The 25,229-nt window shown below is 66.6% G+C and carries 19 protein-coding genes and 1 tRNA gene; 3 read left to right on the top strand and 17 right to left on the bottom strand.

The genetic code is table 11. The features are described from left to right. Nucleotides 1-169: 169 nt before the first annotated feature. The 3 genes from V7067_RS04140 to V7067_RS04130 all read left to right on the top strand — a co-directional run bounded on the left by V7067_RS04140 (nt 170) and on the right by V7067_RS04130 (nt 2,886). Nucleotides 170-1,168: a Gfo/Idh/MocA family oxidoreductase gene (locus V7067_RS04140; protein WP_334174615.1), complete on the top strand. Its 999-nt coding sequence runs from the start codon at nt 170-172 to the stop codon at nt 1,166-1,168. Between the two features lie 72 nt (nt 1,169-1,240). Further along, nucleotides 1,241-2,125, top strand: a complete 885-nt coding sequence (locus V7067_RS04135; protein ID WP_334174614.1) for a sugar phosphate isomerase/epimerase family protein — start codon at nt 1,241-1,243, stop codon at nt 2,123-2,125. Nucleotides 2,126-2,190: 65 nt separating this feature from the next. Further along, nucleotides 2,191-2,886, top strand: a complete 696-nt coding sequence (locus V7067_RS04130) for a hypothetical protein (protein ID WP_334174613.1) — start codon at nt 2,191-2,193, stop codon at nt 2,884-2,886. Between the two features lie 125 nt (nt 2,887-3,011). Here the strand turns inward: V7067_RS04130 and V7067_RS04125 are convergent, their stop codons facing one another. The 17 genes from V7067_RS04125 to uvrB all read right to left on the bottom strand — a co-directional run. Beyond that, nucleotides 3,012-4,016: a glycoside hydrolase family 3 N-terminal domain-containing protein gene (locus V7067_RS04125; RefSeq protein ID WP_334174612.1), complete on the bottom strand. Its 1,005-nt coding sequence runs from the start codon at nt 4,014-4,016 to the stop codon at nt 3,012-3,014. A 49-nt stretch (nt 4,017-4,065) separates the two neighbouring features. After that, nucleotides 4,066-5,661, bottom strand: coding sequence for a GMC family oxidoreductase N-terminal domain-containing protein (locus V7067_RS04120; RefSeq protein WP_334174611.1), 1,596 nt, complete (start codon nt 5,659-5,661; stop codon nt 4,066-4,068). Between the two features lie 167 nt (nt 5,662-5,828). Continuing rightward, on the bottom strand, nt 5,829-6,986 hold the full coding sequence (locus V7067_RS04115; RefSeq protein ID WP_334174610.1) for an extracellular solute-binding protein: 1,158 nt from the start codon (nt 6,984-6,986) through the stop codon (nt 5,829-5,831). Between the two features lie 196 nt (nt 6,987-7,182). Next, nucleotides 7,183-8,316: an ABC transporter ATP-binding protein gene (locus tag V7067_RS04110; RefSeq protein WP_334174609.1), complete on the bottom strand. Its 1,134-nt coding sequence runs from the start codon at nt 8,314-8,316 to the stop codon at nt 7,183-7,185. A gap of 10 nt (nt 8,317-8,326) precedes the next feature. Beyond that, a complete protein-coding gene (locus V7067_RS04105) occupies nt 8,327-9,115 on the bottom strand; it encodes an ABC transporter permease (protein ID WP_334174608.1) in 789 nt (262 codons plus the stop codon). Nucleotide 9,116: 1 nt separating this feature from the next. Continuing rightward, nucleotides 9,117-9,998 (bottom strand): ABC transporter permease, encoded by an 882-nt coding sequence (locus V7067_RS04100; RefSeq protein WP_334174607.1) that lies wholly within the window; start codon nt 9,996-9,998, stop codon nt 9,117-9,119. Nucleotides 9,999-10,448: 450 nt separating this feature from the next. After that, a complete protein-coding gene (locus V7067_RS04095) occupies nt 10,449-11,273 on the bottom strand; it encodes a helix-turn-helix transcriptional regulator (RefSeq protein WP_334174606.1) in 825 nt (274 codons plus the stop codon). Nucleotides 11,274-11,413: 140 nt separating this feature from the next. Beyond that, nucleotides 11,414-13,009, bottom strand: coding sequence for a GMC family oxidoreductase N-terminal domain-containing protein (locus V7067_RS04090; RefSeq protein WP_334174605.1), 1,596 nt, complete (start codon nt 13,007-13,009; stop codon nt 11,414-11,416). Nucleotides 13,010-13,036: 27 nt separating this feature from the next. After that, nucleotides 13,037-14,530: a GMC family oxidoreductase gene (locus tag V7067_RS04085; protein ID WP_334174604.1), complete on the bottom strand. Its 1,494-nt coding sequence runs from the start codon at nt 14,528-14,530 to the stop codon at nt 13,037-13,039. 98 nt (nt 14,531-14,628) lie between these two features. Continuing rightward, nucleotides 14,629-15,939: a histidinol dehydrogenase gene (hisD, locus tag V7067_RS04080; protein ID WP_334174603.1), complete on the bottom strand. Its 1,311-nt coding sequence runs from the start codon at nt 15,937-15,939 to the stop codon at nt 14,629-14,631. A 103-nt stretch (nt 15,940-16,042) separates the two neighbouring features. Then, a complete protein-coding gene (locus tag V7067_RS04075; RefSeq protein ID WP_334174602.1) occupies nt 16,043-17,845 on the bottom strand; it encodes a thiamine pyrophosphate-binding protein in 1,803 nt (600 codons plus the stop codon). 208 nt (nt 17,846-18,053) lie between these two features. After that, nucleotides 18,054-18,533, bottom strand: coding sequence for a heme-binding protein (locus V7067_RS04070; RefSeq protein ID WP_334174601.1), 480 nt, complete (start codon nt 18,531-18,533; stop codon nt 18,054-18,056). After that, the gene (locus V7067_RS04065) at nt 18,523-19,731 is read right to left on the bottom strand and encodes an MFS transporter (RefSeq protein WP_334174600.1); all 1,209 of its coding nucleotides are present in this window, start codon (nt 19,729-19,731) and stop codon (nt 18,523-18,525) included. Before V7067_RS04065 ends, V7067_RS04070 begins: the two co-directional genes overlap by 11 nt. Nucleotides 19,732-19,764: 33 nt before the next feature. After that, nucleotides 19,765-20,781 (bottom strand): aldo/keto reductase, encoded by a 1,017-nt coding sequence (locus V7067_RS04060; protein ID WP_334174599.1) that lies wholly within the window; start codon nt 20,779-20,781, stop codon nt 19,765-19,767. A gap of 435 nt (nt 20,782-21,216) precedes the next feature. After that, nucleotides 21,217-21,291, bottom strand: a tRNA-Gly gene (locus V7067_RS04055). A 155-nt stretch (nt 21,292-21,446) separates the two neighbouring features. Beyond that, entirely contained in the window at nt 21,447-22,487 is a 1,041-nt protein-coding gene (locus V7067_RS04050; RefSeq protein WP_334174598.1) for a serine protease, read from the bottom strand. Then, a partial coding sequence (gene uvrB / locus V7067_RS04045) for an excinuclease ABC subunit UvrB (RefSeq protein ID WP_334174597.1) occupies nt 22,484-25,229 on the bottom strand: 2,746 nt, incomplete at its 5' end. The genes uvrB and V7067_RS04050, both read right to left, overlap by 4 nt.

Genomic DNA, 25,229 nt, shown 5'->3' with positions numbered 1-25,229 from the left:
CCGTCCTGCCACCCCATTTCTGGCGGATGGCGGCCGCGCCGCCCCGGAGGGTGCGCAGATTTATGCAACTGTGACGTCAAACCGCGAATAGCATCGCACCATTGCGCAATTGCCCGCCGCAGCCTGTTCCGGGACTATCGGACCAAGAGTTTATAGTGGCGAGAGCACGATGTCCGGCGAGACACTATCCAGATGCGGCTGGGCCGTTACGGGTACCGGAACTGTTGCAGCAGAGCAGATGGTGGCGGCAATCAGGGCCTTTGGCCACACGCCGCTCTGGGTTACCAGCAGAAGCGAAGTGCGCGCCAGTCATTTCGCGCGGGACACGAATATCCCGAACTCGACGACAGACGTACGACAGGCGATGCGCGACGCGCAGGTTGACTTTGTCTATATCGCCGCCCCGCTGATCCGGCGCCCGTTCTATATCCGCGCCGTCGCTGAAGCCGGCAAGCACATCCTGTGCGACGGACCGGTGGCGAAGGATGCCAAGACCGCGGCAGCACTGGTGCAAACCTGTCAGGACGCCGGAATCTATCTGGCGGTCAACCAGCGCGGGCGCACGGCGGCGGTCCATCAGGCCATGCGCCGCCTGATCGCCGATGGCGAGATCGGCGTGGTGCACTCCATTTCGATCTTTCGCGGCGGCCCGCACTATCCGGTGGCGATGCGCTGGCACGAAGCCGGCGAGAACGACCCCAACATCTTCCTCGACATGTGCGCCGAAGACATCGACCTTGCCCGCTTCCTGAGCGGTGCCGAGCCGGTGGAAGCGGCCGGCCTTGCCAGCCCGGTCGGCGGGGCCCCGAGCGACCTTGCCTATTCGCTGCGCATGGGCGATGTGCTGTTTCAGGCCCACGAGAGCTACGCGACATCGGACATCGAGAGCCGCATCATCGCCGCCGGCTCCGAAGGCTCGCTCGTGGCCAGCGGCACGCTCGGCCCGCGCGGCTCCGGCACGCTGATGCGCCGCCACCACAGCCGCAACGAGTTCCTGCCCATCCGCGAACGGGACCACTTCGCCGCCGTGCTGGAACTGTTTCTCGAAGCCGTGGACGGCGGCCCGCCGACACTTGCGACCGGCACCGACAGTCTCGCCTCGCTCACCGCAGCCGAGGCCGTCATGAAGGCGGTCCGCAAGGGCCGCACCGTCGCTATTCCCTGCTGAGCCACCGGCGACCCGGACGTCCGCGTCCGGCGAGGCCGCCCGGCCCGGCTGCATGATCGGAGTGCAAGACCCATGAGTGCCGGCAGACAGATCCTGCTGCTTCATTCGCTCGTCGCCCGGCACGCCACGCTGGCGATGGACCTCGAAATCGCCCGCGCCGCCGGCTACGACGGTCTGGAAGCGTCCGCCAGCAAGATGCGGGCATTTCTCGATGCCGGCTTCACGGAGGCGGACCTGTCCGCCCGCCTCAGGGGCGTCAGCATTCCCGGCATGGGCTTCCTCATCGATATCGAGCGCCACGGCAGCGACGAGCCCGCCCTGATGCGGGATGCGGAGGCAATGTTCGCTCTGGCGCAGGTCGCCGGCGCCCGCGCCGTTCAGGTCATCACCGGGCCCGTCGATGTCGAGGCGGTGTTCGATCATGCCGCCGGACGGACGGCAACGCGATATTCGGGCGTGCTGAAGCTGCCGAAGGCCGAGCAGTTCGCGATTACCGCCGCGAACCTGCGCAAGCTCGCCGATCTCGCCGCCGGCTACGGGCTCCTGCTCTATCTGGAATCGCTGGCGTGGACGCCGCTCAACACCCTTGACGATCAGGTGCGCCTGATCGAAATGGCCGGGCGGGACAATCTCCGCCTCGTGGTCGATTTCTGGCACTGCTACGCCTCGGGCGACACGCCGGATCGCGTCGCACGGCTGCCGCGCGACATCCTCTACGGCGTCCATGTCTGCGATTCGCTGCCGTTCAGCGGCGGAATTCCGCGCGAGGCCGAATTGCGCGATGTCCCGACCGGCGGTGGCGTCCTCGACCTGAAGGCGTGGGCCGATGCGGTCCGCTCGACCGGCTATGTCGGCTGGTGGAGCGCGGAACTGTTCTGCCGCAAGCAGCATCAGGAAGACAGCTTTGCCCTTGCCGCGGAAATCCGCCGGCTGCTGGACCGGCTGGCCAACGGCTGACCGCCGGCCCGGTCCCTCCGTCACACCGACCTTCCTTCCCGGGCCACAGGCCGAGGAGATCATTCATGCCCAACAAAGCCAGAGACTTATCTTTCGCCGACGACTTCATCTCCGCCCGGCTGGTTGAGGACGTCGTCGACCTGCCGGTCGAGGATGCCGTCGTCGTCAACCTGTCGCCGGTGCCGATGGTGACCGGTCACGAGCATCCGGGCATCGTGCCGGCCTGGAAATCGACCTGGCTCAAAGGGGGGCTGGTGCGCTCGGCCGAGCGCATCGCGCTGATCAAGGTGCGCCGGCAGACGAATCTCGGCGGCGCCGGCCTGCGGGGCTGGGAGTGGCTGGGCAGCCGCATCCGCAGCTTCCCGCGCGACACCCCGCTCTATATTTCCCCGCAGGACGAGATCGGAACCGTGGTGACCGATCCGTATGTCTTCACCAACGAGAGACGCGAGGCGAGCGCGCCGCAGACGTTCACCGTCAGGCTCAATCTCTGGTGGTCTCCCGGGGAGACGGATTGCTTCATCCATAACGAGCATCCGTTCCTTGAGGTGCACACCCAGATCTACGGCACCGGCCGCATGCAGAAGTTCCATGAGCGCGATGAAGCGACGCTCTATGAGGACGTGGTCATGCCGATCGGCTACACGCACGATCCGTTCTGTCGCGTCGCCGGGCCGAACCAGTGGCAGTATCCGTGGCATCGCTACTATGCCGACACCAGCGCGATCTGGCTTGCCATAGAACTTCATCCCGTCGCCTGACCCGCAAGGCCTGCCTCTGCGCGCCCGCCCGGGTGCGCAGAGGCGGCCGGCGCCGCGACAAGCGCCGGCACATCCGGTCGGGGACGGCGGCGCGGCCCCGGCAGCGCGGGCGGCCCCGGCCGCTCTCAGCGCCCGGCCGCCAGCGCCCGCACCCGCCCGGCCGCCTCTTCCAGCCGCCCGGCCGGCAGCCGCCCGTCGCCGGCCGCTGCCGCCACATGGTCGCACAGCGCGTCCAGATGCGGCCCTCCCGCCACCAGCAGCAGGTCGGCGCCGGCGGCAAGGGCGGCAACGGCGGTCTCCTGCAACGATCGCCCGCGCATCGTTGCCGGCGCATCGAGATCGTCGCTGACGATCAGCCCGCGGAAGCCGAAATCCTGCCGCAGCAGCCGCATCACAGCCGGCGACGTGCTGGCGGCGTTGACCGCATCGAGCGCGGCGAGAGGCGCGGGCCCCGTCATGACCGCGCGGGTACCGGCTTCGATTGCCGCCCGGAACGGCGCCGCCTGCGCCAGTATCGCGGCGAGAGGCGTTTCCACGCACACATCGACAAGCGCCGGATCGGCCGCAATATCGCCGTAGCCGGGGAAGTGCTTGGTCACCGCCACGAGTCCGGCGCGCTGGATGCCGCGGACATAGCCTCTGACGAGACGCGCGACCGCGCCGGCCTCCCGCCCCATGGTGCGTCCCGCAAGCCAGGGATTGCGGCCGCCGACCACGTCGGCGACGGGAGCCAGAAACATCGTCACGCCGAGCGCCCGGGCAGCGGCGGCGGTTTCGAAGCACCGCGCCGCGAGTTCCGCCTCGTCCATGGCGCTGGCCTCTTCGGGCGACGGCAACGGCGGAACGAGCCCCTCAAGGCGGCAGATGCCGCCCGGTTCCTCGTCGACGGCAACGATCAGATCCGGCGCCAGACACCGCAGGCGATCGATGCAGCGGCGCACCGAAGCGGCGGTTTCCGTGCCGCGCCGTTCCGGCGACATCCGCCGCGCCAGATATTCGCTCCGCGTCTCGCCCAGAAGCACGGCGCAGCCGCCGTTCTGCAGAAACGGTTCGGCGACGGCCTGAAAGGTCAGATCGGCAAACGCGGGCAGGAACACCGCGCGGGCATCCCCGGCAATCGAACGGGTCATCGGCTTCTCCCCGGGAAACGGCCGGCCGGCGGACGGGCCGGATCGCCCGTCACAGATCGTTGCGACTGCGCCGGATGAAATCGGCCGCGCGCTCGCCCACCATGATCGCCGGTGCGTTGGTGTTGCCCGACGGCAGCGACGGCATGACGGAGGCATCCGCCACGCGCAGGCCGGCCACGCCGTGCAGGCGAAGCTGGCTGTCGACCACGGCCATCGGATCGCGGCCGATGCGGCAGGTGCCGGTCGGATGCAGCGCGCCCTGCGCCATCTCCTTCACATAGGCGCGGTAATCGTCCTGCGTCGGCATCGGCCGGCCGGGATATTGTTCGCGTCTGATGAGCGGCTTCAGCGCACCCTGCTGCATGATCTGCTGGCCGATGCGCACGCCCTCGGCCATCGTGTCGAGGTCGTACGGATCGGACAGATAGTTCGGCACGATGCGCGGCGGCACATGGGGATCGGACGAGCGCAGTTCGACGAAGCCGCGCGAGCGCGGCCGGGTCTGGCACACATTCAGCGTGCAGCCATGGCCGCTCTCGACGGGCGCAACGCCTTCCTCCACGCCGGAGCCGGCCAGAAAGGCGAACTGGATGTCGGCCAGCGGATCGCTCCGGTTCGCCCACCAGAACGCGCCGGCCTCGATGATGTTCGAACAGACGGGTCCCTTGCGGAACAGCGCATATTGCAGGCCGGCCCACGCCTTCCAGTGCAACTTGCGATAATGGTCGTAGCCGTGGGGGCCGTTGAGTTCGTAGATCAGATAAACATCCATATGGTCCTGCAGGCCGCGCCCGACGCCGGGCAGGTCATGGACCACGGGGATGCCGAGCGATTGCAGGTGCGCCGCCGGGCCGATGCCGGAGAGCTGGAGCAGACGCGGAGAGTTGATGGCGCCGGCGCACAGGATCACCTCCCGGCCGGCACGCACCACGGTGGTGCGGCCGTCGCGCACATATTCGACCCCGACCGCGCGACGGTTCTCGACCAGAATGCGCGTCACCCGGCACCCGGTCCGCACGGTCAGGTTCGCCCGGCGCCGCGCCGGCCGCAGATAGCAAACCGAGGCACTGGCCCGGCGGCCGTTGCGCACCGTCATCTGATAGAGGCCGCAGCCCGCCTGATCGCCGCCGTTGAAGTCCGCGACATAGGGAATGCCGGCCTCCTGACAGGCCTGAAGCCAGACCCGGGTCAGCGGGCTGACATGTTCGGGATAGGAGACATGCAGCGGGCCGCCTCTGGCGTGGGCGGGCCCGGCGAGGGTGCAGTTGTCCTCCGCCTTGCGGAAGAACGGCAGCACATCGGCATAGGACCAGCCCTCCGCGCCGCCGGCCGCCCAGCCGTCATAGTCCGCCGGAACGCCGCGCACATAGAGCATGGCGTTGACGGACGAGCCGCCGCCGAGCACGCGGGCCTGCACCATGGTGGGCGGCTTCGCCTTGGGGTTCTCCGCCGTCGGCTCCTGCTCGAAACGCTGCAGCAGGTTGCCGGTCGCCGTCTTGTAGACCATGGCCGGCAGATGGATTTCCGGCGCGCGGTCGGACGGCCCCTCCTCCAGCAGCAGCACCGAGCTGGCGGCATCTTCCGACAGCCGCGCCGCCACGACGCAGCCGGCGGACCCGCCGCCAATGACGATGTAATCCGGCATCAGATGATCCATGAGGCAAAGGGGTGGGGCAAAGGGGTGGCGCAAAAGAAAAGAGGGCGACCGGCCTGGCCGCAATCGCCCTCCTGACGGGTGAATCCGGTTGCCGCCCGGGCTGGCGACGGTGTCGCTCGTCCGGGCGGCGTCACGTTGCAGTCGTCAGGCCTGCGTCACGCAGCCTTGAATTCGTTCCAGGCGTTCACCCAGTCCGCGTAAGTGGCGTACTTGTCCGACTCCAGCGGCGGAATGCCCAGCAGCGGCGAAGACTTGAAGATACCGGCCACGTCGGAATAGTCGAACAGCGCCCTGGTCTCCGGCGGCAGCAGCGGCACCGCCTTGGACGAGACAACGCCGGCAGCGTTGCGAACCACGACCTTCGCTTGCACCTCCGGCGAAATGGCCATGTTCATGAATGCATAGGCGGCAGCCGGGTTGTCGACGGCCGGCGGCATGAACCAGGCATCGCACCACGTGCCGGCGCCTTCTTCCGGGATGGTGTATTCGGTGGTCACGCCCTGCTTGGCGGTCTCCACCGGCACGCCGGTCCAGCCGGAGAACAGCGCCGCGATTTCACCCGACACGAACAGCGAAACGATGTCGCCGTAGGTGGGGCTGACGATGCGCGACTGCGCCCGGTAGAGATTGAGGTTATCGAAGATGGCCTTCATCTCGTCGGGGGTGACGTTGGGGAACTTGTCGCCCAGACCCGCAAGACGGGCCGCGATCGGCCAGGTTGCCAGCGTATCGTCGACGAACGCGATCTTGCCCTTCAGCTCCGGCTTCAGCAGATCCTTGTAGGTCGTCGGCTTGGCCATCAGCTTCGGATTGTAGACGATCGAATTCAGGCCCCAGGCATAGGGAATGCCGTAGAGATTGCCGTTCCGGTACCAGGTCGGCTTGTCGTAGAACACGTCGAACAGGTTTTCCGGATTGTAGTTCGGAATCTGAGTGCGATCGAGCGCCTTCGCAATCTTCAGGACGTCGATATAGAGATCGGCGTAGCCCTGATTGTACTCGGCAAGATCGAACGGCGGCGGATTCGGCACCCGGAAGCGGATCGTCACATCGTCCTGATTGCCGATGGCCGTCACGGCGACATTGACGCCGTTGGCCTTGCGCCAGTCGGCCAGTTCATCGGTCAGTTCCCAGCCTTCCCACGCCATGATTTCCATGTCGCCGCTGGGGGCTTTGACGTCCGCAGCGCGCGCGAGACCGGGCAGCAACGGTGCCAGTGCAACGCCGCCGGTCAGCGCGGCCAGACCGCCAAGGAAGGACCTGCGCCCCATGGCAGCGTTGAGGATATCGTCCGTCGACCAGATGTGCTTCATTTCCGACTTCCCTTCTGGAGGCTTTATTTCCGTTCTGATGCTCTTTTGTCGGCCGATATTTCACAATTTCGCATCTGCGTGAAATTTGCAGATAAGTGACGCGAGATGTGCTTCAATGTGCGAATAGCCGGCGCCGCCTGCACAACGCCGCAATCGTGCGGCCTGCCTTCCGGGCGCCGGCGCGGCGTCCGCAGCGTCACTCAGCCGGCAGAATCGCGACGTTCTCCGCATCCCAGTAGAACGTCACACGCTCGCCCACCGAGGGCAGGGCAAGGCGGCTGTTGTTCTGAACCTGAATGCGCAGCCGCGTCTCGTCATCGAGGCGCAGGCGATAGAACGAACGGCTGCCGATGAAGACGATGTCTTCGACCGTGCCCTCCCCGGACTGGGACAGCGGATCGTCCGTATGGAAATAAAGCGATTCCGGCCGGATCGACACCACCGAGGCCGCGTTGACCTGCGCATCGGTCGGCACCGTCGTGGTAAAGCGGATGCCGGAGCTTCCGCAGGCAACCGTGCGGTCGGCCGCCTTTTCGGTCACGCGGGCCGGAAACAGGTTGGTCTCGCCGAGGAATTTGGCCGCAAACAGCGACCGCGGCCGCGCATACATATCCTGCGGGCGGTCGATCTGGATGATGCGCCCCTTCTCCATCAGCACGATCCGGTCCGAGAGGATCAGCGCCTCATCCTGATCGTGCGTCACATAGACGAAGGTGGCCCCGGTCTCGCCGTGGATGCGCTTCATCTCGGCCAGCATGTGCTGCCGGATCTTGAGGTCCAGCGCAGCCAGCGGCTCGTCGAGCAGCAGCACCTTCGGCCGGTTGACGAGGGCGCGGGCAAGCGCCACGCGCTGGCTCTGGCCGCCGCTGATCTGGTCGATATAGCGGTGTGCGAACTTGTCGAGCTGGACGATGTGCAGCATCCGCTCCACCCGCTCGTTCACCTCCGCCTTTGCGAGGCCCTTCAGCTTCAGGCCGAAGGCCACGTTCTCGAACACATCGAGATGGGGAAACAGCGCATAGCGCTGGAACACCATGTTCACCGGCCGGCGTTCGGGCGGAATGCCGGCGGCATTGTTGCCGGCAATGCGGATCGAACCCGCCGTCAGATCCTCGAAACCGGCGATGATGCGCATCAGCGTGGTCTTGCCGCAGCCGCTCGGGCCGAGCAGCGTCAGGATCTCGCCGTCGCGGATCGAGAGATTGATGTTGGTGAGCGCGGCGAAGCTGCCGAACACCTTCGCGCCGCCGGAAATCTCGATGATGGGCGTCTGTGCCGTCACGGGGGCGGGAGCGGTCGTCGCAGAAGCTGCGGGGGAGAGGGCTGTCATGGGGCGCTCCTCAGGACTTTGTACGGCTGGCGATGGCGGCGTGGCGGCGAACATGCCCGGCCGCCCAGGCCCCCAGCAGGATGAGAATGGAAAAGGCGAGGGCGAGCGTGGAGATCGCGTTGATCAGCGGCGTCACGGTCCGCCGCATCATCGACCAGATGTACATCGGCAGCGTGGTCTCGGTGCCGGCCACGAACGACGTCACCACGAACTCATCGAACGACGCGGCGAAGGCCAGAATGGCCGCCGAAATCAGCGTCGGGGCAATCATCGGCAGCGTCACGCGCCGGAAGGTCTGCATCTGGCTGGCGCCGAGGTCGCGGGCCGCCTCTTCCAGCGAGCGGTCGAACAGCGCCAGACGCGCACGCATCGCCATGATGACGATGGGGATCGCCACCACGACATGGGAGATGACGATGGTCACGCTCGAAAGCTGAACGCCGGCCTGCGCAAACAGCACCAGCAGCGACACGCCGACGAACAGGCCCGGCAGGGCAATCGGCGTGATCGACACGGCCTCGATAATTCCGCGCCCGATGCGGCCGAAGCGCAGCCAGGCCAGCGACGCCGTGGCGCCGAGCACCAGAGTGACCAGCGCGGTGAAGAACGCAATCATCAGGCTCTTGATGACCGCGGCCCCGAGCTGGCTGTTGCCGAACAGCTCGCCATACCAGCGCAGACTGGCACCGGTGAACGGGAAGGACAGCGACGGCGTCGCATGGAAGCTGAACAGCACGATGATCAGGAGCGGCCCGATCAGAAATGCAAGAATGGTCCAGACAGCAAGACGCAGCAGCATCTCATTCCTCCCCGAGGGCTGCGGGCTGATGCCGCTTGACGATGAGCCCGGTCGCCCGTCCCACGCCGATCAGCACGGCATAAAGCGCAACGGAAATGGCGAACATGATGAAGGCCTGCGCCGCGCCGAGCGGCCAGTTACCCGTCTTGCGGAACTGGTCCGCGATCAGCAGACCGGTGGTCTGGCCGGATGAGCCGCCCAGAAGCTGCGGCGTGACGTAATCGCCCGCGGCGAGGATGAAGGTCAGCATGAAGGCGCCGACCAGCCCGTTGGCCGCGTTGGGGGCAATGACCTTGAAGAACGCGCCGAACGAGGACGTTCCCAGATCGCGCGCGGCATCCACAAGATCCTTCTTAATCTCGCTCATCGCCGAAACGACAAGAAGAATGCAGAACGGAAGGTAGATGTGAATGAGCGTGATGGAGACCGCAAACGAATTGAACAGAAATATCGACAGCGGCTGGTCGATAACACCGATCTGAATGAGAATCGTGTTCAGGACGCCATTGGTTCCGAGCAGTGTGCGCCATGCATAGATACGCACAAGATAGCTGGAAAACCATGTGACCAGAATCAGGTTCAGGATAACCTGCGAGGGCTTCACATAAACCAGATAGTAGGCGACGACGCAGGCGAGAACGACGGATATTCCGGCGGTCATCACGCCGATGCGGATGGCATTCAGCGTGACCCTCCAGAACAGCGGCGAAGTGAGCGCGCCGATATAGTTTCCGAGCTGGAAGTCGGGAATGAACTGGTAGGCTTCCAGCGACCAGAAGCTGTAAACGATCAGGACAAACGTCGGCAACACGAAGAACACGGCCATATACACGACCGTCGGCGCTGCCAGAATGCTGCCCAATTGCTTTTGCGACAGGCTCATTCGTAGACCTTTCATACCTGCAACGAGCGATGCGCTTCCGGAGCGCAAACCGTCACGGAGCCAGCGTGACGCTGCAGACCGGGATGCAGTTCACCCCGGCGGGTCGCAATTCGCTCGTATTGTCCCATCTGGCATGTCGTTCCGCGTTGCGGACGCGGTGCTTGTTGTCAGGTCGATTAGGGCGCTAATCGCAGCAAGCGACAAGTTCGCATGTGTTGCTTTTCTTGCGCAGCTATACGCACACCGTGCTTAAGGTTGCGTCAGTTGCCGGTTGTGCAGGATGCGCCGGAACAGCCATGACGCGGCGGCCCGCGCGGCGCCGCAGAGGCGACAACGAGCCCGGCCGGACCCGCGCCGGCGCCCGCCAGCATGCGCCAGGCGGCCCGCCCGCGGCGGCTGGCTGTCGTTATGCAGGCTGTCGCAAGGCCGGCCCGGTACCCGCGCCGGCCATCAGCCCATCTGGATCATGTCGCTGCCGTCGCCCAGATACTGCATCGCCTCGCGCGGGATGGACGGATCGTTGCGATCCATCACCGTCAGCGTCTTCATATGCTCGCGGGTGACCATCCCCGGTCCGCGATAGTGCAGCGCGACCTTGGTGGAGTAGGGCTGCCGAAATGTCGTGGCGGCGATGCCGCTGGAGATCCCGAACATGAATTTCTTGGTGTTGCGGCGCACCTGAGCATAGACGCCGAACGTCAGCTCGTTGTTCTGGATGGTTTCGACATCGAGTGTGAACAAACGATCGGCCACGGGCAATGTGAAGCCGTGATACTTGAAGACATATTCGGTTTTTCCCGGCGCATCGTAGCTCGGGAAGCGCTCGATATAATAATGCCTCAGAAAATCCTGATTGCGGTAAATGCAGAATGCCGACCGCAGCACAAACCCCTTGTAAATCGATGAGTACTGATAGCGATCATACACACCGACAAGGGCTGAATCGTCGACATCCTGTCCCATGACGATGTTGGAAACGAAGCTGGAAAACTCCGGCAGTCCGCCCAGACGCGACATGGTATGAAAGAAATTTCCGTCGATCAGCGTGCGGAATTCATCCGGATCTGAAAAAAGGATCTGCGGACTCAGCCCGAAATAATTCGCGATAATACGGAGATTCTGAGAGGACGGGACGTGGAGACCGGACAGGTACTTATTGAACTGCTGCCGGTTGATGTTGATCTTCCGGCATATGGCCGAAATGGAGCCCTGCCGGTCGCAAAGGAGCCGCAGATTCTCTGCGAATGCCGCAACATTCACGTTCACCGGTTCCATATGCAGACCTGCTCCGAAAAACCAGCCGGAACCTTAGTGCCGGCACGGAGACGTTTCAACTCGATTGCGGCAGTTTGCGTCAGCCCGGCACCAGCCGGGAAGCACCCCGTCATGCCGCCGCGCCCCCTTGTGCCCCGTGCCTATGCGGCAGCGCGGATCATCTCCGACGCCTTCTCGCCGATCATGATGCAGACGGCATTCGGATTGCCGGAGATGAGCGTGGGCATGACGGAGGCATCGGCGACCCGCAGGCCCTCGATGCCATGGACGCGCAGTTGCGGATCGACAACCGACCCGTCATCGCCGCCCGCCCGGCATGTGCCGGCCGGGTGCAGCGCGGCGTGGGCCTGCTCGCGGCAGAAGCGGCGGAAATCCTCGCGCGAACGCATCCCGCTCTCCGGCACCTGACGGCTGGCGACGAAGCGGCGCATCTCCGGCTGGTCCATGATCTCGGCCGCGAACAGGCAGCCTTCGGTGACCGCCTCCAGATCGTAGGGATCGCTGAAATAGCGCGGCCTCACCCGCGGGAAAGCGCCGGGATCGGCACTTGCCAGCAGCACCTCGCCGCGCGAACGCGGCCGGATCTGCCCGAGATTGACGGTGCAGCCGTTGCCGCCCGGCACCGCGTCGACCCCCTCCTCGATGCCGGCGCCGGCCACGAGGAAGAACTGCACATCCGGCACCGGTTCGGCCTTGTTGCCCCACCAGAACGCACCGCCCTCGATGAGATTGGAGGCCGCCGGGCCGCTCCCGAACATCAGATAGTTCAGCCCTGCCAGAGCCTTCCAGTGCGGCTTCTTGTACTTGTCGTAGCTGTGCGGACCGTTGAGCTGATAGATCAGCGAAATCTCGATGTGGTCCTGCAGGTTCTGCCCCACGCCCGGCAGATCCGCCAGCGTGCGGATGCCGTGTTCCGCCAGATGGGCGGCGGGGCCGATGCCCGACAGCATCAGCAGGCGCGGCGAGTTGATCGCGCCGGCCGACAGGATGACCTCCCGTCTGGCCTTAAGCACCCGGACCGCGCCGCCGCTGACATATTCCACGCCGGTCGCCCGCCCCTTCTCCACCAGAATGCGGATGACCCTGGCGCGGGTGCGGACCGAAAGGTTCGGCCGTCTGCGCGCCGGCTTCAGGTAGGCCGTCGCCGCGCTGCTGCGCCGTCCGTCGCGGGCGGTGATCTGATAAAGCCCGCATCCGGCCTGATCGCCGGAATTGAAATCGGGATTATAGGGCAACCCGGCCTGCTGGCAGGCGCGCAGCCAGGCGCGCGTCAGCGGATGGATCTGGTCGATATCGGAAACGCCGAGCGGCCCCCCGGTGGCGTGCGCCGCATTGCGGAAGCGGTTGTTGTCCTCCGCCTTCAGAAAATAGGGCAGCACATCGCTATAGCCCCAGCCGGTGGCCCCGAGCGCCTCCCACTGATCGTAGTCGGACGGCACGCCGCGGATGTAGATCATGGCGTTGACCGAACTGCCGCCGCCCAGCACACTGGCCTGCACCATGGTCGGCTGTTCCGAACGCGCCTGCGCGTCGGTCGGCTCCCACGGGAAGCGCTTCAGCAGCGGCCCCTGCGCGGTCTTGTAGTAGGCCCCGGGAATGTGAATGTAGGGGCTGCGGTCGCGCGGGCCTTCCTCCAGCAACGCCACCGTACACCCGGCCGTCTCCGACAGGCGGGACGCAATCACGCAGCCCGTCGATCCGCCGCCGATCACGATATAGTCGACGCTTTCCGCCATGGTCAGTCTCCCCGCTCAACAGTCGGATCAGGCCTGCATCGCATGTCCGGCCCGCAGGGCCAGCGCGGCGATGGTGAGCGCCGGATTGACCGCGGCAGAGGTCGGCAGCACCGAGGCATCGGTGACATAGAGATTTTCGACCTCGTGCGACCGGCAATCGACATCGACGACCGACGTCGCCGGATCGGTGCCGAGCCGTGCGGTGCCGCACTGATGCGACGTGGTCCGGCGCCCGAAGGTGCGCACGAGCGTGATCGGAAAACCGGCCCGGCGCATCAGCGCGCGCGTGCGGCGGATCAGCAGGTGATGGGCCTGCATGTTGGAGCGAACCCAGTTGATGAGGATTTCGCCATCCTTCAACATCACCCGGCTGTCGGGATTGGGCAGGTCTTCGCTGGTCAGGAACCAGGCGTAGCTGTAGCGCGCCACCAGCCGCGCCATGAAGGCAGGCATCGCGGGCACGTTGGCCTTGAGGATATTGCCGGTGACGCGCCCGAGGAGCTGCACATTGCCCAGCGGAAAACCCCGGCCGCCGTCGTCGTTATAGAAGTCGTTGAAGCTCAGCGTCTTCTGATAGACGGAGGTGTTCGGCGCCCGCGGATCGATGGCGATCAGCGCACTGGTGTTGTGGTTCATGAAGTTGCGCCCGACCTGATCGGAGCCGTTCGCCAGCCCGCGGGGGTGGGCGGCACTGGCCGAGCGCAGCAGAAGGGCCGCCGACTGCACGGCACCGGCGGCAACCGCGAACCGCCCCGCGGTGACCCGCTGTTCCGTGCCATCGATGCGCACCACGGCGGCGGTCACCCGTCGCCCGCCCGCATCGGTTTCGAGTCGCAGCACGCGGGCATTGGTCACGAGCCGGACGTTCGGATGCTCCAGCGCCCGGGCCAGCGGCCCGGTCTCGGCATCGAGCTTGCCGCGCCCGGTGTTCGGGAAGGCATCCCATCCGGTCGGAGCGCGCCGCAGCCACTCGTCGATGTCGATGCCGAGCGGCAGGCTTGCCGGATGGAGGCCGGCCCCCGCCAGACGGCGGCGCACCGCGGCGATCGCCGGTTCATCGGGCACCGGGGGAAACGGATAGGCCGCCGAATGCGGCGGCTCCGTGGGGTCCTCGCCAAGGGCGCCGCGCACCTGCAGCACGCGCTCCGCCGCGCCGTACCACGGCTCAAGATCGTCGTACCCGATCGGCCAGCCCGGCGACCGGCCATTCATGTGCGCGCGGGGCCCGAAGTCCTCGGCGCGGTAGCGAAACAGCACCGCGCCGTAGAATTTCGAGTTACCGCCGACATTATAATAATTGTTGGCGAGAAATTTCTCGCCGTCCGTCGCCAGCCAGTACTCGCCCGGCTGGTAGAATCCGCGCTGGAAGATCGCGACTTCGTCCCGGCTTTCCGGCTGGTCGCGCAGATAGTCGCCGCGCTCCAGAATCAGGATGCGCGCACCGGAGCCGGCCAGCGCGCAGGCAAGCGAACTGCCGCCGATGCCCGAACCGATGATGACAATATCCGCGGACAGTTCCATTGAATGCCTCGATCTGCCTGACGTCCCGTCTTCCCGACGCCGCGACGGGAGGCGCGCCAGCACCGGCACGCCTCCCGCAAGCTCCGTTACGGCTGCGTTCAGATGGCCTCCGCCGCCATTCCGTAACCGACATTGCGGTGCCCGTAGCGGCGAACCCGCACGTTGGCCTGTTCCGCGTGCCCCACGAACCCTTCCATCAGGCACAGCCTTGAGCTGTAGGCCCCGATCATGGCCGAGGCCTCGTCCGTCAGGATCCGCTGATAGGTGCAGGTCTTGAGGAACTTACCGACCCAGAGACCACCGGTATAGCGCGCTGCCTTGTTGGTGGGCAGCGTGTGGTTGGTGCCGATAACCTTGTCGCCATAGGCGACGTTGGTGCGCGCACCCAGGAACAGGGCGCCGTAGTTCTTCATATTCTCCAGAAAATAATCCGGATCGCGCGTCATGACCTGAACATGCTCGGAGGCGACGCGATCGGCCTCCTGCACCATTTCTTCCAGCGTATCACACAGAATGATCTCGCCGCACTCCGCCCAGGCCTTCGCAGCAACCGCCGCCGTCGGAAGAACCGTGAGCAACCGCTCGATCTGAGCGATCGTGTCTCTGGCGAGCGCCTCGGAATTGGTGATCAGCACCGCCGGGGAGTTGGCGCCATGCTCCGCCTGCCCGAGCAGGTCGGTGGCGACGATCTCGCCGTCCACGCTGTCGTCGGCAATCACCAGCGTCTCGGTCGGGCCGGCGAAAAGGTCGATGCCGACCTTGCCGAACAGCAGGCGCTTGGCTTCGGCGACATAGGCATTGCCGGGGCCGGCCAGCATATCGACAGGCCGGATGGTCTCGGTGCCGTAGGCCATGGCGGCAATCGCCTGCACGCCGCCGAGGCAGTAGATCTCGTCGGCGCCCGCCAGAGCCTGCGCGGCCACGATCTTGTCGGCAACCTTGCCCTGAAAGGGCGGCGCGCAGGTAATGACGCGCTCGCAGCCGGCAACCTTCGCCGTCAGCACGGTCATGTGGGCCGACGCCAGCAGCGGATATTTGCCGCCCGGAACGTAGCAGCCGACATTCTGAACGGGCACGTTGCGATGCCCGAGCACCACGCCCGGCAGCGTCTCCACCTCGATATCGCGCATCGAGGCCCGCTGCGCCTCGGCGAAGTTGCGCACCTGCGCCTGCGCGAACTCGATATCGTCGCGTTCCTGCGTCGTCAGGCTGTTGATGCTGGCCTCGATCTCGGCCTTCGTCAGGCGGTAGGACTCGCGATCGAAATGATCGAACCGGACCGACATCGCGCGAACGGCGGCGTCGCCGCCGGTTTCAACTTCCGCCAGCAGCTTTTCGACTGCCGCCGTGACGGAACCCGGGTCCGTGATGTTCGGCGCGCCCGGGGCTTTCTTGATAGAGCGGATCATCGAACGACGACCTCCGTTCGCGGAAACGGGTTCCGCGTTGCAATCTGCAGACATGAGGACAGGAGACGCGCGGCCCGGCAGGCCGCGCGTCAGAAACAACGGCTCAGAGATGCTGCTCGAGGGCACGCTTCTCAGCGTAGGCCGCCTGCTCCTTCTCGTAGTAGGCGGGCGACGGGAAATCCCACCAGCCGGTGGCGAACGGACCGGCGGCATCGCGCGAGGTCATCACCTCGACCAGCGCCGGGCGACCGCAATCGAGCGCGGCCTTCAGCGACTTCTCAAGGTCTTCGTCGGCGGTCACCTTCCAGCTTTCCGCACCGAAGTTCTTCGCAACCGCGGCGATATCGGCCGAATACGGCGTGCCGTTGCCCTTGTGGTGATTGAACTCGGAGGCGATATGGCGGCCCATGAACTTGCGCTGCCCGCCGCGGATCGACATGTAGCCCTGATTGTTCTGGACCATGAACACCACGGGGATGTTGTTCATCACCGCCGTGCCCAGTTCCGGCAGGCTCATCATGAAGTCGCCGTCGCCGACGACCGCCACCACCTGACGATCCGGCATCGCAAGCTTGGCGCCCATCGCCGCCGGCACCGCCCAGCCCATGGGCGAGAACGAACCGGAGGTGAGGTGGGTCCGCGGCTCATAGACCGGGAACGTCTGCTTGACGGCGCCCTGCGTGTTGCCCGAGCCGACCACGACGATGCCGTCGCGATCCATCACTTTGCGCAGCGCACCGAGCGGCCGCTGCGAGGTGAACGGCGTCTCGCGGCTGTCGCGACGCGGGGCCAGCAGGGCCTCCCAGTCGGCCTTGGCCTTGCGCACGTCGGCAAGGAAGCGCTCGCGCTTTTCCAGCGCCTTGCGGGAATCGGCCTCCGACAGCATCGACAGGATGGCTTCGAGCGTGATGCGCGCATCCGCCACGATACCCACTTCGGTCGGGTAGTTCTTGCCGATCTCATGGTGATCGAGGTCGATGTGGATGAGCTTGCCCGGCGGAATGGAGAAGCTCACGCCCTTGGCATAGCTCGAGGCCGACCAGTCGGTGAAGCGACAGCCGACCGACATGACCACGTCGGCCGAGGCGGTGATCTCGTTGCCGCAGGTGGTGCCGGTCTGGCCGACCGCGCCGATGAACAGCGCATGATCCTCGGAGATGGCACCCTTGCCGTTCCAGGTGATGGAAACGGCCGCACCGATCTTCTCGGCAAGCTGCGTCAGCGCCTCGGAGGCACCGGCCGCAATCGCACCGCCGCCGGCGACGATGACGGGGCGCTCGGCCGACAGCAGCACCTTCACCGCGCGCTCGATGGCGACCGGATCGGGATAGGCCACGCCGCGGGCCATGCGGGTGTCGAGCGGATGAATCTCGACATCGGCCGCCTCGACCTGAATGTCCATCGGCACTTCGACATGAACCGGGCCCTGCCGGCCCGAAAGCATGGTGTTGAAGGCGCGGTGCATGATGAACGGCAGTTCGTCGACCCGCCCGGCCTTGAAGGCCCGCTTGGTGACCTGCTCGGTGATGCGCGGGAAAGCGTTTTCGTTCTGCCGCTCGATCTCCTGCATCACGCCATGACCCTTCATGTGCGTGGCCGGACCGCCGGAGACATAAAACACCGGCGTGGAGTCCGCATAGCAGGTCGCAAGGCCGATGATGGTGTTGGTCGCGCCCGGTCCGATGGAGGTCGAGCACGCCATCGGCTTGCCGCAGGCGCGGAAGTAGCCGTCAGCCATGTGCACGGCGCTCTGCTCGTGCATGACCTGAATGAAGGGCAGTTCCGAACCCGGCTCAAGGAAGGCATCGAACAGCGACCAGATGCCATGGCCCGGGACGCCGGCAACATAGGAAACGCCATATTCCTTGAGCGCACGCGCAACAATCTGACCGCCGGTCAGCTTCATGGCCTCAATCCCTTCTGTTCAGGTTTTTCGTGTCAGGACACCCGCGCCGGAGCGCCCTTGTGAGCCCATAGTCCGCCTTCGCCGCGGTGGTCACAAGTTCGCAAGGCAGATGTCGTTGACGCGAACAGAAGCGCATTGTGCGTCATGTTGCGATAGCGCCGGGAGCCGGTGCAACAAGCCGGTGCAGGCGGCCGCAGCCGCCGGCCTTTCAGCGCGCCATCAGCCCGATCGCTTCGGCGACGAGGGCATGGTCATCGGCCGATCTGAGCCCGGAAACGCCGGCGACGCCGACCACGGTGGGGCCGATCCGCAGCGGCAGCGCCCCGCCCGCAAAGGCATAGCGCGCGATATCCAGCCCGCGAAGCGCCGCGAAATCCGGCTCAAGCTGCTGCTGCAGTTCCAGCTCCAGCGAACTGACATAAAAGCGCCGGACCGCGGCGAACTTGCGTTCGAGCCACGACTGATTGTCGGGCGTGCTGCCCGGCAGCGCGGCCCGGAACACCGCCTGCGGCCCCAGATCGATGCCGATCATCACCGGGTGGCGACGCGCCTGCGACAGCTGCAGCAGGATCTGTCCGAGCTGCAGCGCCTCCTCATGCCCGAACCGGTCGAATGCCAGTGTCCCGGCCTGCGCCTGCAGCGCGGCGATCTGCTGCACGATATCGCCGGTCACGCTGTCACCGTCCATCGGGGCCGCCCTTCTGCCGGGCCGGCACGCCCGGCGATGCCGGCTGCGTGTCGTCGACGACATGCCCGCCCGCGCCGATGAAGACCATCGCCAGCACGATGGCGGAAAGGCTGATGGTGAGCGTGGTCGCGTGCGCCATGAAGCCGATGAAAGCCGGGCCGACCAGAATGCCGGTGTACCCCATGGTCAGCACCCGCGACAGCGCACGCCCGCCGTCGCGGCCGTCGAACCGGCCCGCGACGGAAAACACGATCGGAATGATGTTGGCCATGCCGAGACCGGCAACGGCCAGCGCAATGAAGATTGCCGGAACGTCCCGCCCCAGCAGCGCCAGCGTGAGCGCCACGGCAACCGTTGCCGCACCGGCGCGCAGCAGCACGACCGCCCTGAATTTCCTGCGGGCATAGTCGCCGCACAGGCGCCCCGTCGCCATTGCACCGGCAAAGACGGCGAAGCCGAATGCGGCAACGCTCTCCGTCGTGCCCACCACGCGCACCAGATAGATGGCCACCCAGTCGAAACAGGCTCCCTCCGCGAACATGGCGAGAAAGGCCAGCACGCCCAGCATCACGACCCGGCCGCGCGAGGGCATCACCCGGGCGGCAGCCGGCCCGGTGCCGGCCCGGTGCGCGGCCGGCTCATCCGCCGCCGGCCGGCTGCTGACGCAGGCCATCGCCACAATGACCAGCGCCACCGCACCGCCGCCCGCCGGCAGGCACACCATGACATCGGCGCCGGCGCGCAGCAGATAGCCGCAACCGGCCGCCGCCAGCAGCCCGCCAGCGCTGAACAGACCATGAAAGGTGGCCATCATCGGTTCGCCGCGCCGGCGTTCGAGGTCGGCGGCCTGCGCGTTGATCGTCACATCCAGCGCGCCGAACACGGTGCCGGCCAGCAGCGCGATGACCGCCAGCAACGCCATGGTATGCCCGACGGCGGCAAGCGCAATCGCGCCGCCGAACAGCAAGCCGGCTGCGGTCGCCGCACGGCTGGCGGTGAACCGCCGGATGACGCGCGGCGCGTTGATCATCGAAATGATGGCCCCCGCGGCAAAGCACAGCAGCACGAGACCGAGATCGCCCTCGTTCAGCCCGGCCCGCGCACTGAGTGCCGGCAGATTGGCGCCCCAGGTGCCGATGCCCACGCCGCCCGCAATGAACTGGCCGGAAACAGCCAGCCTGGAAACTCTGTCCGACATCGAAGTGCCTCTGCCGCCTGCCCTGAGCCTGCCTCAGGCCGGCACGGGTGCGTCTTCCCGCAGCAATCCGCGGGCAATGAGGGTTTGCCAGAACGCCGCGGGAATCGGGTGGCTGAACCACGCCAGATTCTGTTCGAGCTGTTCCACGGTCCGGGTGCCGGCGCAGAAGGCGGGGATCGCCGGGTGCGCCACCACGAACTGGAGCGCGGCGGCCGGCAGCGGCACCGCGAATGCACGACAGACCTCCTCGATCCGCGCGACCCGCTCCATCACCGCGGCCGGTGCCGGTGCATAGTTGTAGCGCGCACCGGGAACGGCCCCCGTGGCCAGAATGCCGGAGTTGAAACCGCCCCCGACGACCACGGCCACATTGCGCGCCGCGCACATCGGCAGGAAGGTTTCCTGAGCCTCCTGTTCGAGCAGCGTGTAGCGGCCGGCCAGCAGGAACGCGTCAAAGTCATGCCGTTCCAGCGCCTGCTGGCAAACATCCCATTCATTGACGCCCACGCCGATGGCTTTCACGACACCCTCGCTGCGCAGCTGCGCGAGCGCGCGCCATGCGCCGTCCATGGCCTGCCGAAACATATCCGGCTGCGCATCGCCGTGGGTGTAGCGGTCGACATCGTGGATGAAGGCAATGTCGATGCGCTCAAGGGCCAGACGCTGGAGCGAGTCCTCCACCGAACGCATCGTGCCGTCATAGCTGTAGTCGAAGTGCAGGGTATTGGCCGCCGCATTGGCCCACGGCGCGAAGTCGATCTCGCTGCGCCGCGCCGGCTTCAGCAGACGGCCAACCTTCGTCGAAATCACATATTCGTCGCGGGGCATCCAGCGCAGCGCGTGGCCGAGCCGGAGCTCCGAAAGGCCGTGGCCATAGAGCGGCGACGTATCGAAAAAGCGCACGCCCGCATCCCACGCGCGCCGGACCATCGCATCCGAAGTCGCGTCATCAATTTCCTTGCGGAAATTGCCGATCGGCGCCGCGCCGAAAGCAAAGGCACTGACAAGAAGGCCGGAACGCCCGAAAACGCGCATTTCAGACGGTGTCATATCGTTCTGTCTCCGGCTTCTTCACTGCCCGTTCGGGCGCTGGGCGGAACCCATCCGGGGCGGACTGCCACGCGGAAAGTAATCCTTCCTGCCTATCAAAGCCCCCCGATGGCGCCTATTTCGCAGCCCCGCTAACTCTGAAGCGTTGTGATGCACAGGCGCTGCACCCGGTTCCCGATGCAGAAGCCGTAACAGCCGGACGGCAAAGCGCCTGTTCGCGATGCCCGCGACGGTCTCCGTGCCCCCGCGGACATGGTGCCCCGCGGCGATGCCGGACCGGCCGGAAGGCCTCCGGCGGCCCGGTGTGCAGATCAGGACACCCGATGCCACACCCGCCCGGCCGCAGGGCACGACAACCGGACCGGCCACGCGAACGCCGGGGCAGCCGTTCCCGACCGGCAGCAGCGCGATAACAGACTGATTTTTCTGGAAAACTGGAGCGGGTGATGGGAATCGAACCCACGACATACAGCTTGGGAAGCTGTCGTTCTACCACTGAACTACACCCGCACCGGGTCCGCCGGGGCGGACGCGGCTGTCCGCAGGCGGCGGGGCCGCGGCGGCAACGGGTTTCTGGATAGCGCATCCTTCGGCCGCTGTCACGGGGATGTTGCAGGGCGACGGCGCCGCGGCGGTGGATTGCGGGCGGGGGGACGGCGGCCGCGTCAGTTGCCCGGCTGGGCCTTGCGGTGGGCGCGGCTGCCGTCGACGCCGGGCAGGCCGCTGCCTCCGGCCGCCGGTGCGGAGCCGGTGGCGCCCGCCCCCGGCATCGCCCCGAGCGCGCTCGGCATGCCCGCGGGGGCGGCGGCCGGCGCCTTGTTCATCAGCGCGCGGCCGGCCTGCAGTACCACGCCGCTGACGGAGATGGCGGTGGTGAAGCTGCCGCGCTTCTCGTTATAGGGCGCGCCGGCAAAGGCCGGATCCTGCCAGGGACCGGTGGAGATGGTGACGCCGCGCAGCACCAGCCCGCCGCCGACGCGGGCGAAATTCGCCCCGCCCGACGACGAGCCGGTGGCATCGCAATCGGTGTTGAACAGCGCCGCATAGCGCCCGGCCGACAGCACCCGGCGCACCGTGCAGCTCTGCGCCACGGGCACGAAGCGATCGACCTCCTTCGCCATACCGGCCGGATGGCCGGTGGTGACGATCAGCGTCTCGCCCTTCGCCGGCAGGCTGTCGGGCACGCGGAACGGCGCCCCGCCCGTAACCGGCAACGCGGTGCGGACGATGGCGAAATCCTGCGATGTGCCCGGTTTGGGCGGCATGGCGCCAAAGGCGGAATAGCCCTTGTAGGGCACCAGATCGACCATCACCGGCGGCACGGTCTGGTTGCGGAAGAAGCAGCGCGAACGCGCCTTGCCATCGGGCTGGTAGAGAATATGGGCCGCCGTCAGCACCTGCTGATTATCGAGAAACAGCACGCCCGAGCCCATCGACGGGGTCGGCGAGAGGCAGGCGACGAAGCCGGTGGACGAGCGGATGTGCTGCACCTCTTCCGCCGTGAGGCCGAGCTTCGGCGCCAGCACCAGCAGGGAATCGCGGTCGTCCGCACCGTTGATGACATTGGCGGCCGCCGGCGCGGCAACCGCCAGCAGAACGGCCGCAAGAACGCCAGCAGCAAGAGCGCCGGCCGCAAGAACGCCGGCGGCAAGACGGACCGCAGGCGCAACAGGCGCAAGACGGACAGCACGGGGGGCCAGTCTCATCGCCGCGGCCCGCCGCCGCGCGTGCCGGGCTTGCCGCCCGTGGAGCGCCCGCCCCGCGCGCCGCGCGGCTTGTGGTTCGCCACGCCCGGGTCGGGCCGTTCCGGCAGCGCGCCGTCGGCCCCCAGCGGAATGGCCCGGTCGGTACCCGGCCCCATGTCGTCGAGGTCCGGTGCGCGCACCCGCGAGCCGGCGGGTTTCGGCGGCAGATTGGCCGCCGCGCCATAGCGCCGCTCGCCGCGGAACCGCCCGGCGGCGCCCTCCACCTCGCCCTGCCGGGCCATCGGATCGTCGGAAACCGCCAGTTCCGTGGCCTGCAGGCGCTTCAGCTCGTCGCGCAGACGGGCAGCCTCCTCGAATTCGAGGTTGGCGGCCGCATCGCGCATGCGCTTTTCCAGATCGGCCATGTGGGCCTTGAGATTGTGGCCCACCAGCTCGCCGGAGGCCGCAAGGCCGGCCTCGACGGTGACGTGGTCGCGCTCATAGACGGAATCGAGAATATCGCCGATGGCTTTCTTCACCGATTCCGGCGTGATGCCGTGCTCAACATTGTAGGCAATCTGCTTGTCGCGGCGGCGGCTGGTTTCCGCAATCGCCCGCGTCATGGAACCCGTCATGGTGTCGGCATAGAGCAGCACCCGGCCTTCCACATTGCGGGCCGCACGGCCGATGGTCTGCACCAGCGAGGTCTCGGAGCGCAGAAAACCCTCCTTGTCGGCATCCAGAATGGCCACCAGCGCGCACTCGGGAATGTCGAGGCCCTCGCGCAGCAGGTTGATGCCCACCAGCACGTCGAACGCCCCCAGCCGCAGGTCGCGGATGATCTCGATGCGCTCCAGCGTGTCGATATCGGAGTGCATATAGCGCACCCGAACGCCCTGCTCGTGGAGATATTCGGTCAGATCCTCGGCCATGCGCTTGGTCAGCACGGTGACGAGGCTGCGATAGCCCTTCGCCGCCACCTCGCGCACCTCGCCCAGCAGGTCGTCGACCTGCGTCTTGGCCGGGCGGATTTCCACCGGCGGATCGACGAGGCCGGTCGGGCGGATAACCTGCTCGGCAAACACGCCGCCGGACTGCTCCATTTCCCACGCGGCCGGCGTGGCGCTGACAGCCACGGTCTGCGGCCGCATGGCGTCCCATTCCTCGAAGCGCAGCGGGCGGTTGTCCATGCACGACGGCAGGCGGAAGCCATATTCGGCCAGCGTCGCCTTGCGGCGGAAGTCGCCGCGATACATGCCGCCGATCTGCGGCACCGTCACATGGCTCTCGTCGATGAACACCAGCGCGTTGTCGGGCAGATATTCGAACAGCGTCGGCGGCGGCTCGCCCGGCCGGCGGCCGGTCAGATAGCGCGAGTAGTTCTCGATGCCGGCACAGGACCCGGTCGCCTCCATCATCTCCAGATCGAAGCGGGTGCGCTGCTCCAGCCGCTGCGCCTCCAGCAGGCGGCCGGCCTTCTCCAGCTCCACCAGCCGGGCGCGCAGTTCATCGCGGATGCTCTTGACGGCCTGATTGAGCGTCGGCTTCGGCGTGACATAATGGGAGTTGGCGTAGATCTTCACGAACTTCAGTTCGCCGGATTTCGTACCCGTGAGGGGATCGAACTCGACGATGGATTCGATCTCGTCGCCGAACAGCGACACCCGCCAGGCGCGGTCCTCGTAGTGGGCCGGAAAGATCTCCACCACATCGCCGCGCACGCGGAAACTGCCGCGCACGAAATTGATGTCGGCGCGCTTGTATTGCAGCGCCACCAGATCGGCCAGCAACTGCCGCTGGTCGACGCGCTCGCCCACCTCCAGCGAGAAGGTCATGGCGGTGTAGGTCTCGACCGAGCCGATACCGTAGATGCACGACACCGAGGCGACGATGATCACGTCGTCGCGTTCAAGCAGCGCCCGCGTTGCCGAATGTCGCATGCGGTCGATCTGCTCGTTGATGGAAGATTCCTTCTCGATATAAGTATCCGTGCGCGGAACATAGGCTTCCGGCTGGTAATAATCGTAATACGAGACGAAATATTCAACCGCGTTATCGGGAAAGAACGACTTGAACTCACCATAAAGCTGCGCGGCAAGCGTCTTGTTGGGGGCAAGGATCAGCGCGGGCCGCTGCGTTGCCTCGATCACCTTGGCCATGGTGAACGTCTTGCCCGAGCCGGTGACACCCAGCAGCACCTGCGTGCGCTCGGCGTTGTTCACGCCTTCCACCAGATCGGCAATGGCCGTCGGCTGATCGCCGCGCGGCTCGAACGGCGAGGACGAGCGGAACGCGATGCCGCCTTCCGACTTCTCCGGCCTCGGCGGGCGGTGCGGCGTCCACGGCTTTTCGCCGAATTCGGCGCGGCCATGCTGGATCAGCTGCTCCAGCGCGGCAACCGTGGCGGTGACGGCGGTTGCCGGCAGCGATCCCACGTCTTCCAGCGCAACATCGAGCCCGGCCACCGGATTGAGGCCGCCGGCCACCCGGCTTTTCGCCTCGGCCGCCGCGCCCTTGCGCCGGGGCGCCTTGCTGCCGGCCTTGTCGGCGGCCTTGCCGGCCGCGCCCCTGTCGCCGGCCCGGCCCCCGGCCGCCTTGCCGGCCTTTGCCGGCGGTTCCGGCGGCAGGCCATAGAGCGCGGTCTCGGCATCGATATCCTCGGCCGCCGCCTCGATTTCGTTCGCCCAGTCGCTGATCGGGCCGGAGAGCGGCCGGGCAGCCGGGAAACGGGCCTGTGGCCGCTCGCCGAAGCCACCACCGTCG

Source organism: Pseudoxanthobacter sp., assembly GCF_036822375.1.
Lineage (GTDB): Bacteria > Pseudomonadota > Alphaproteobacteria > Rhizobiales > Segnochrobactraceae > Pseudoxanthobacter.
Note: the sequence above shows the minus strand (reverse complement) of the source record. Positions and strands in the feature narration are given on the sequence as shown.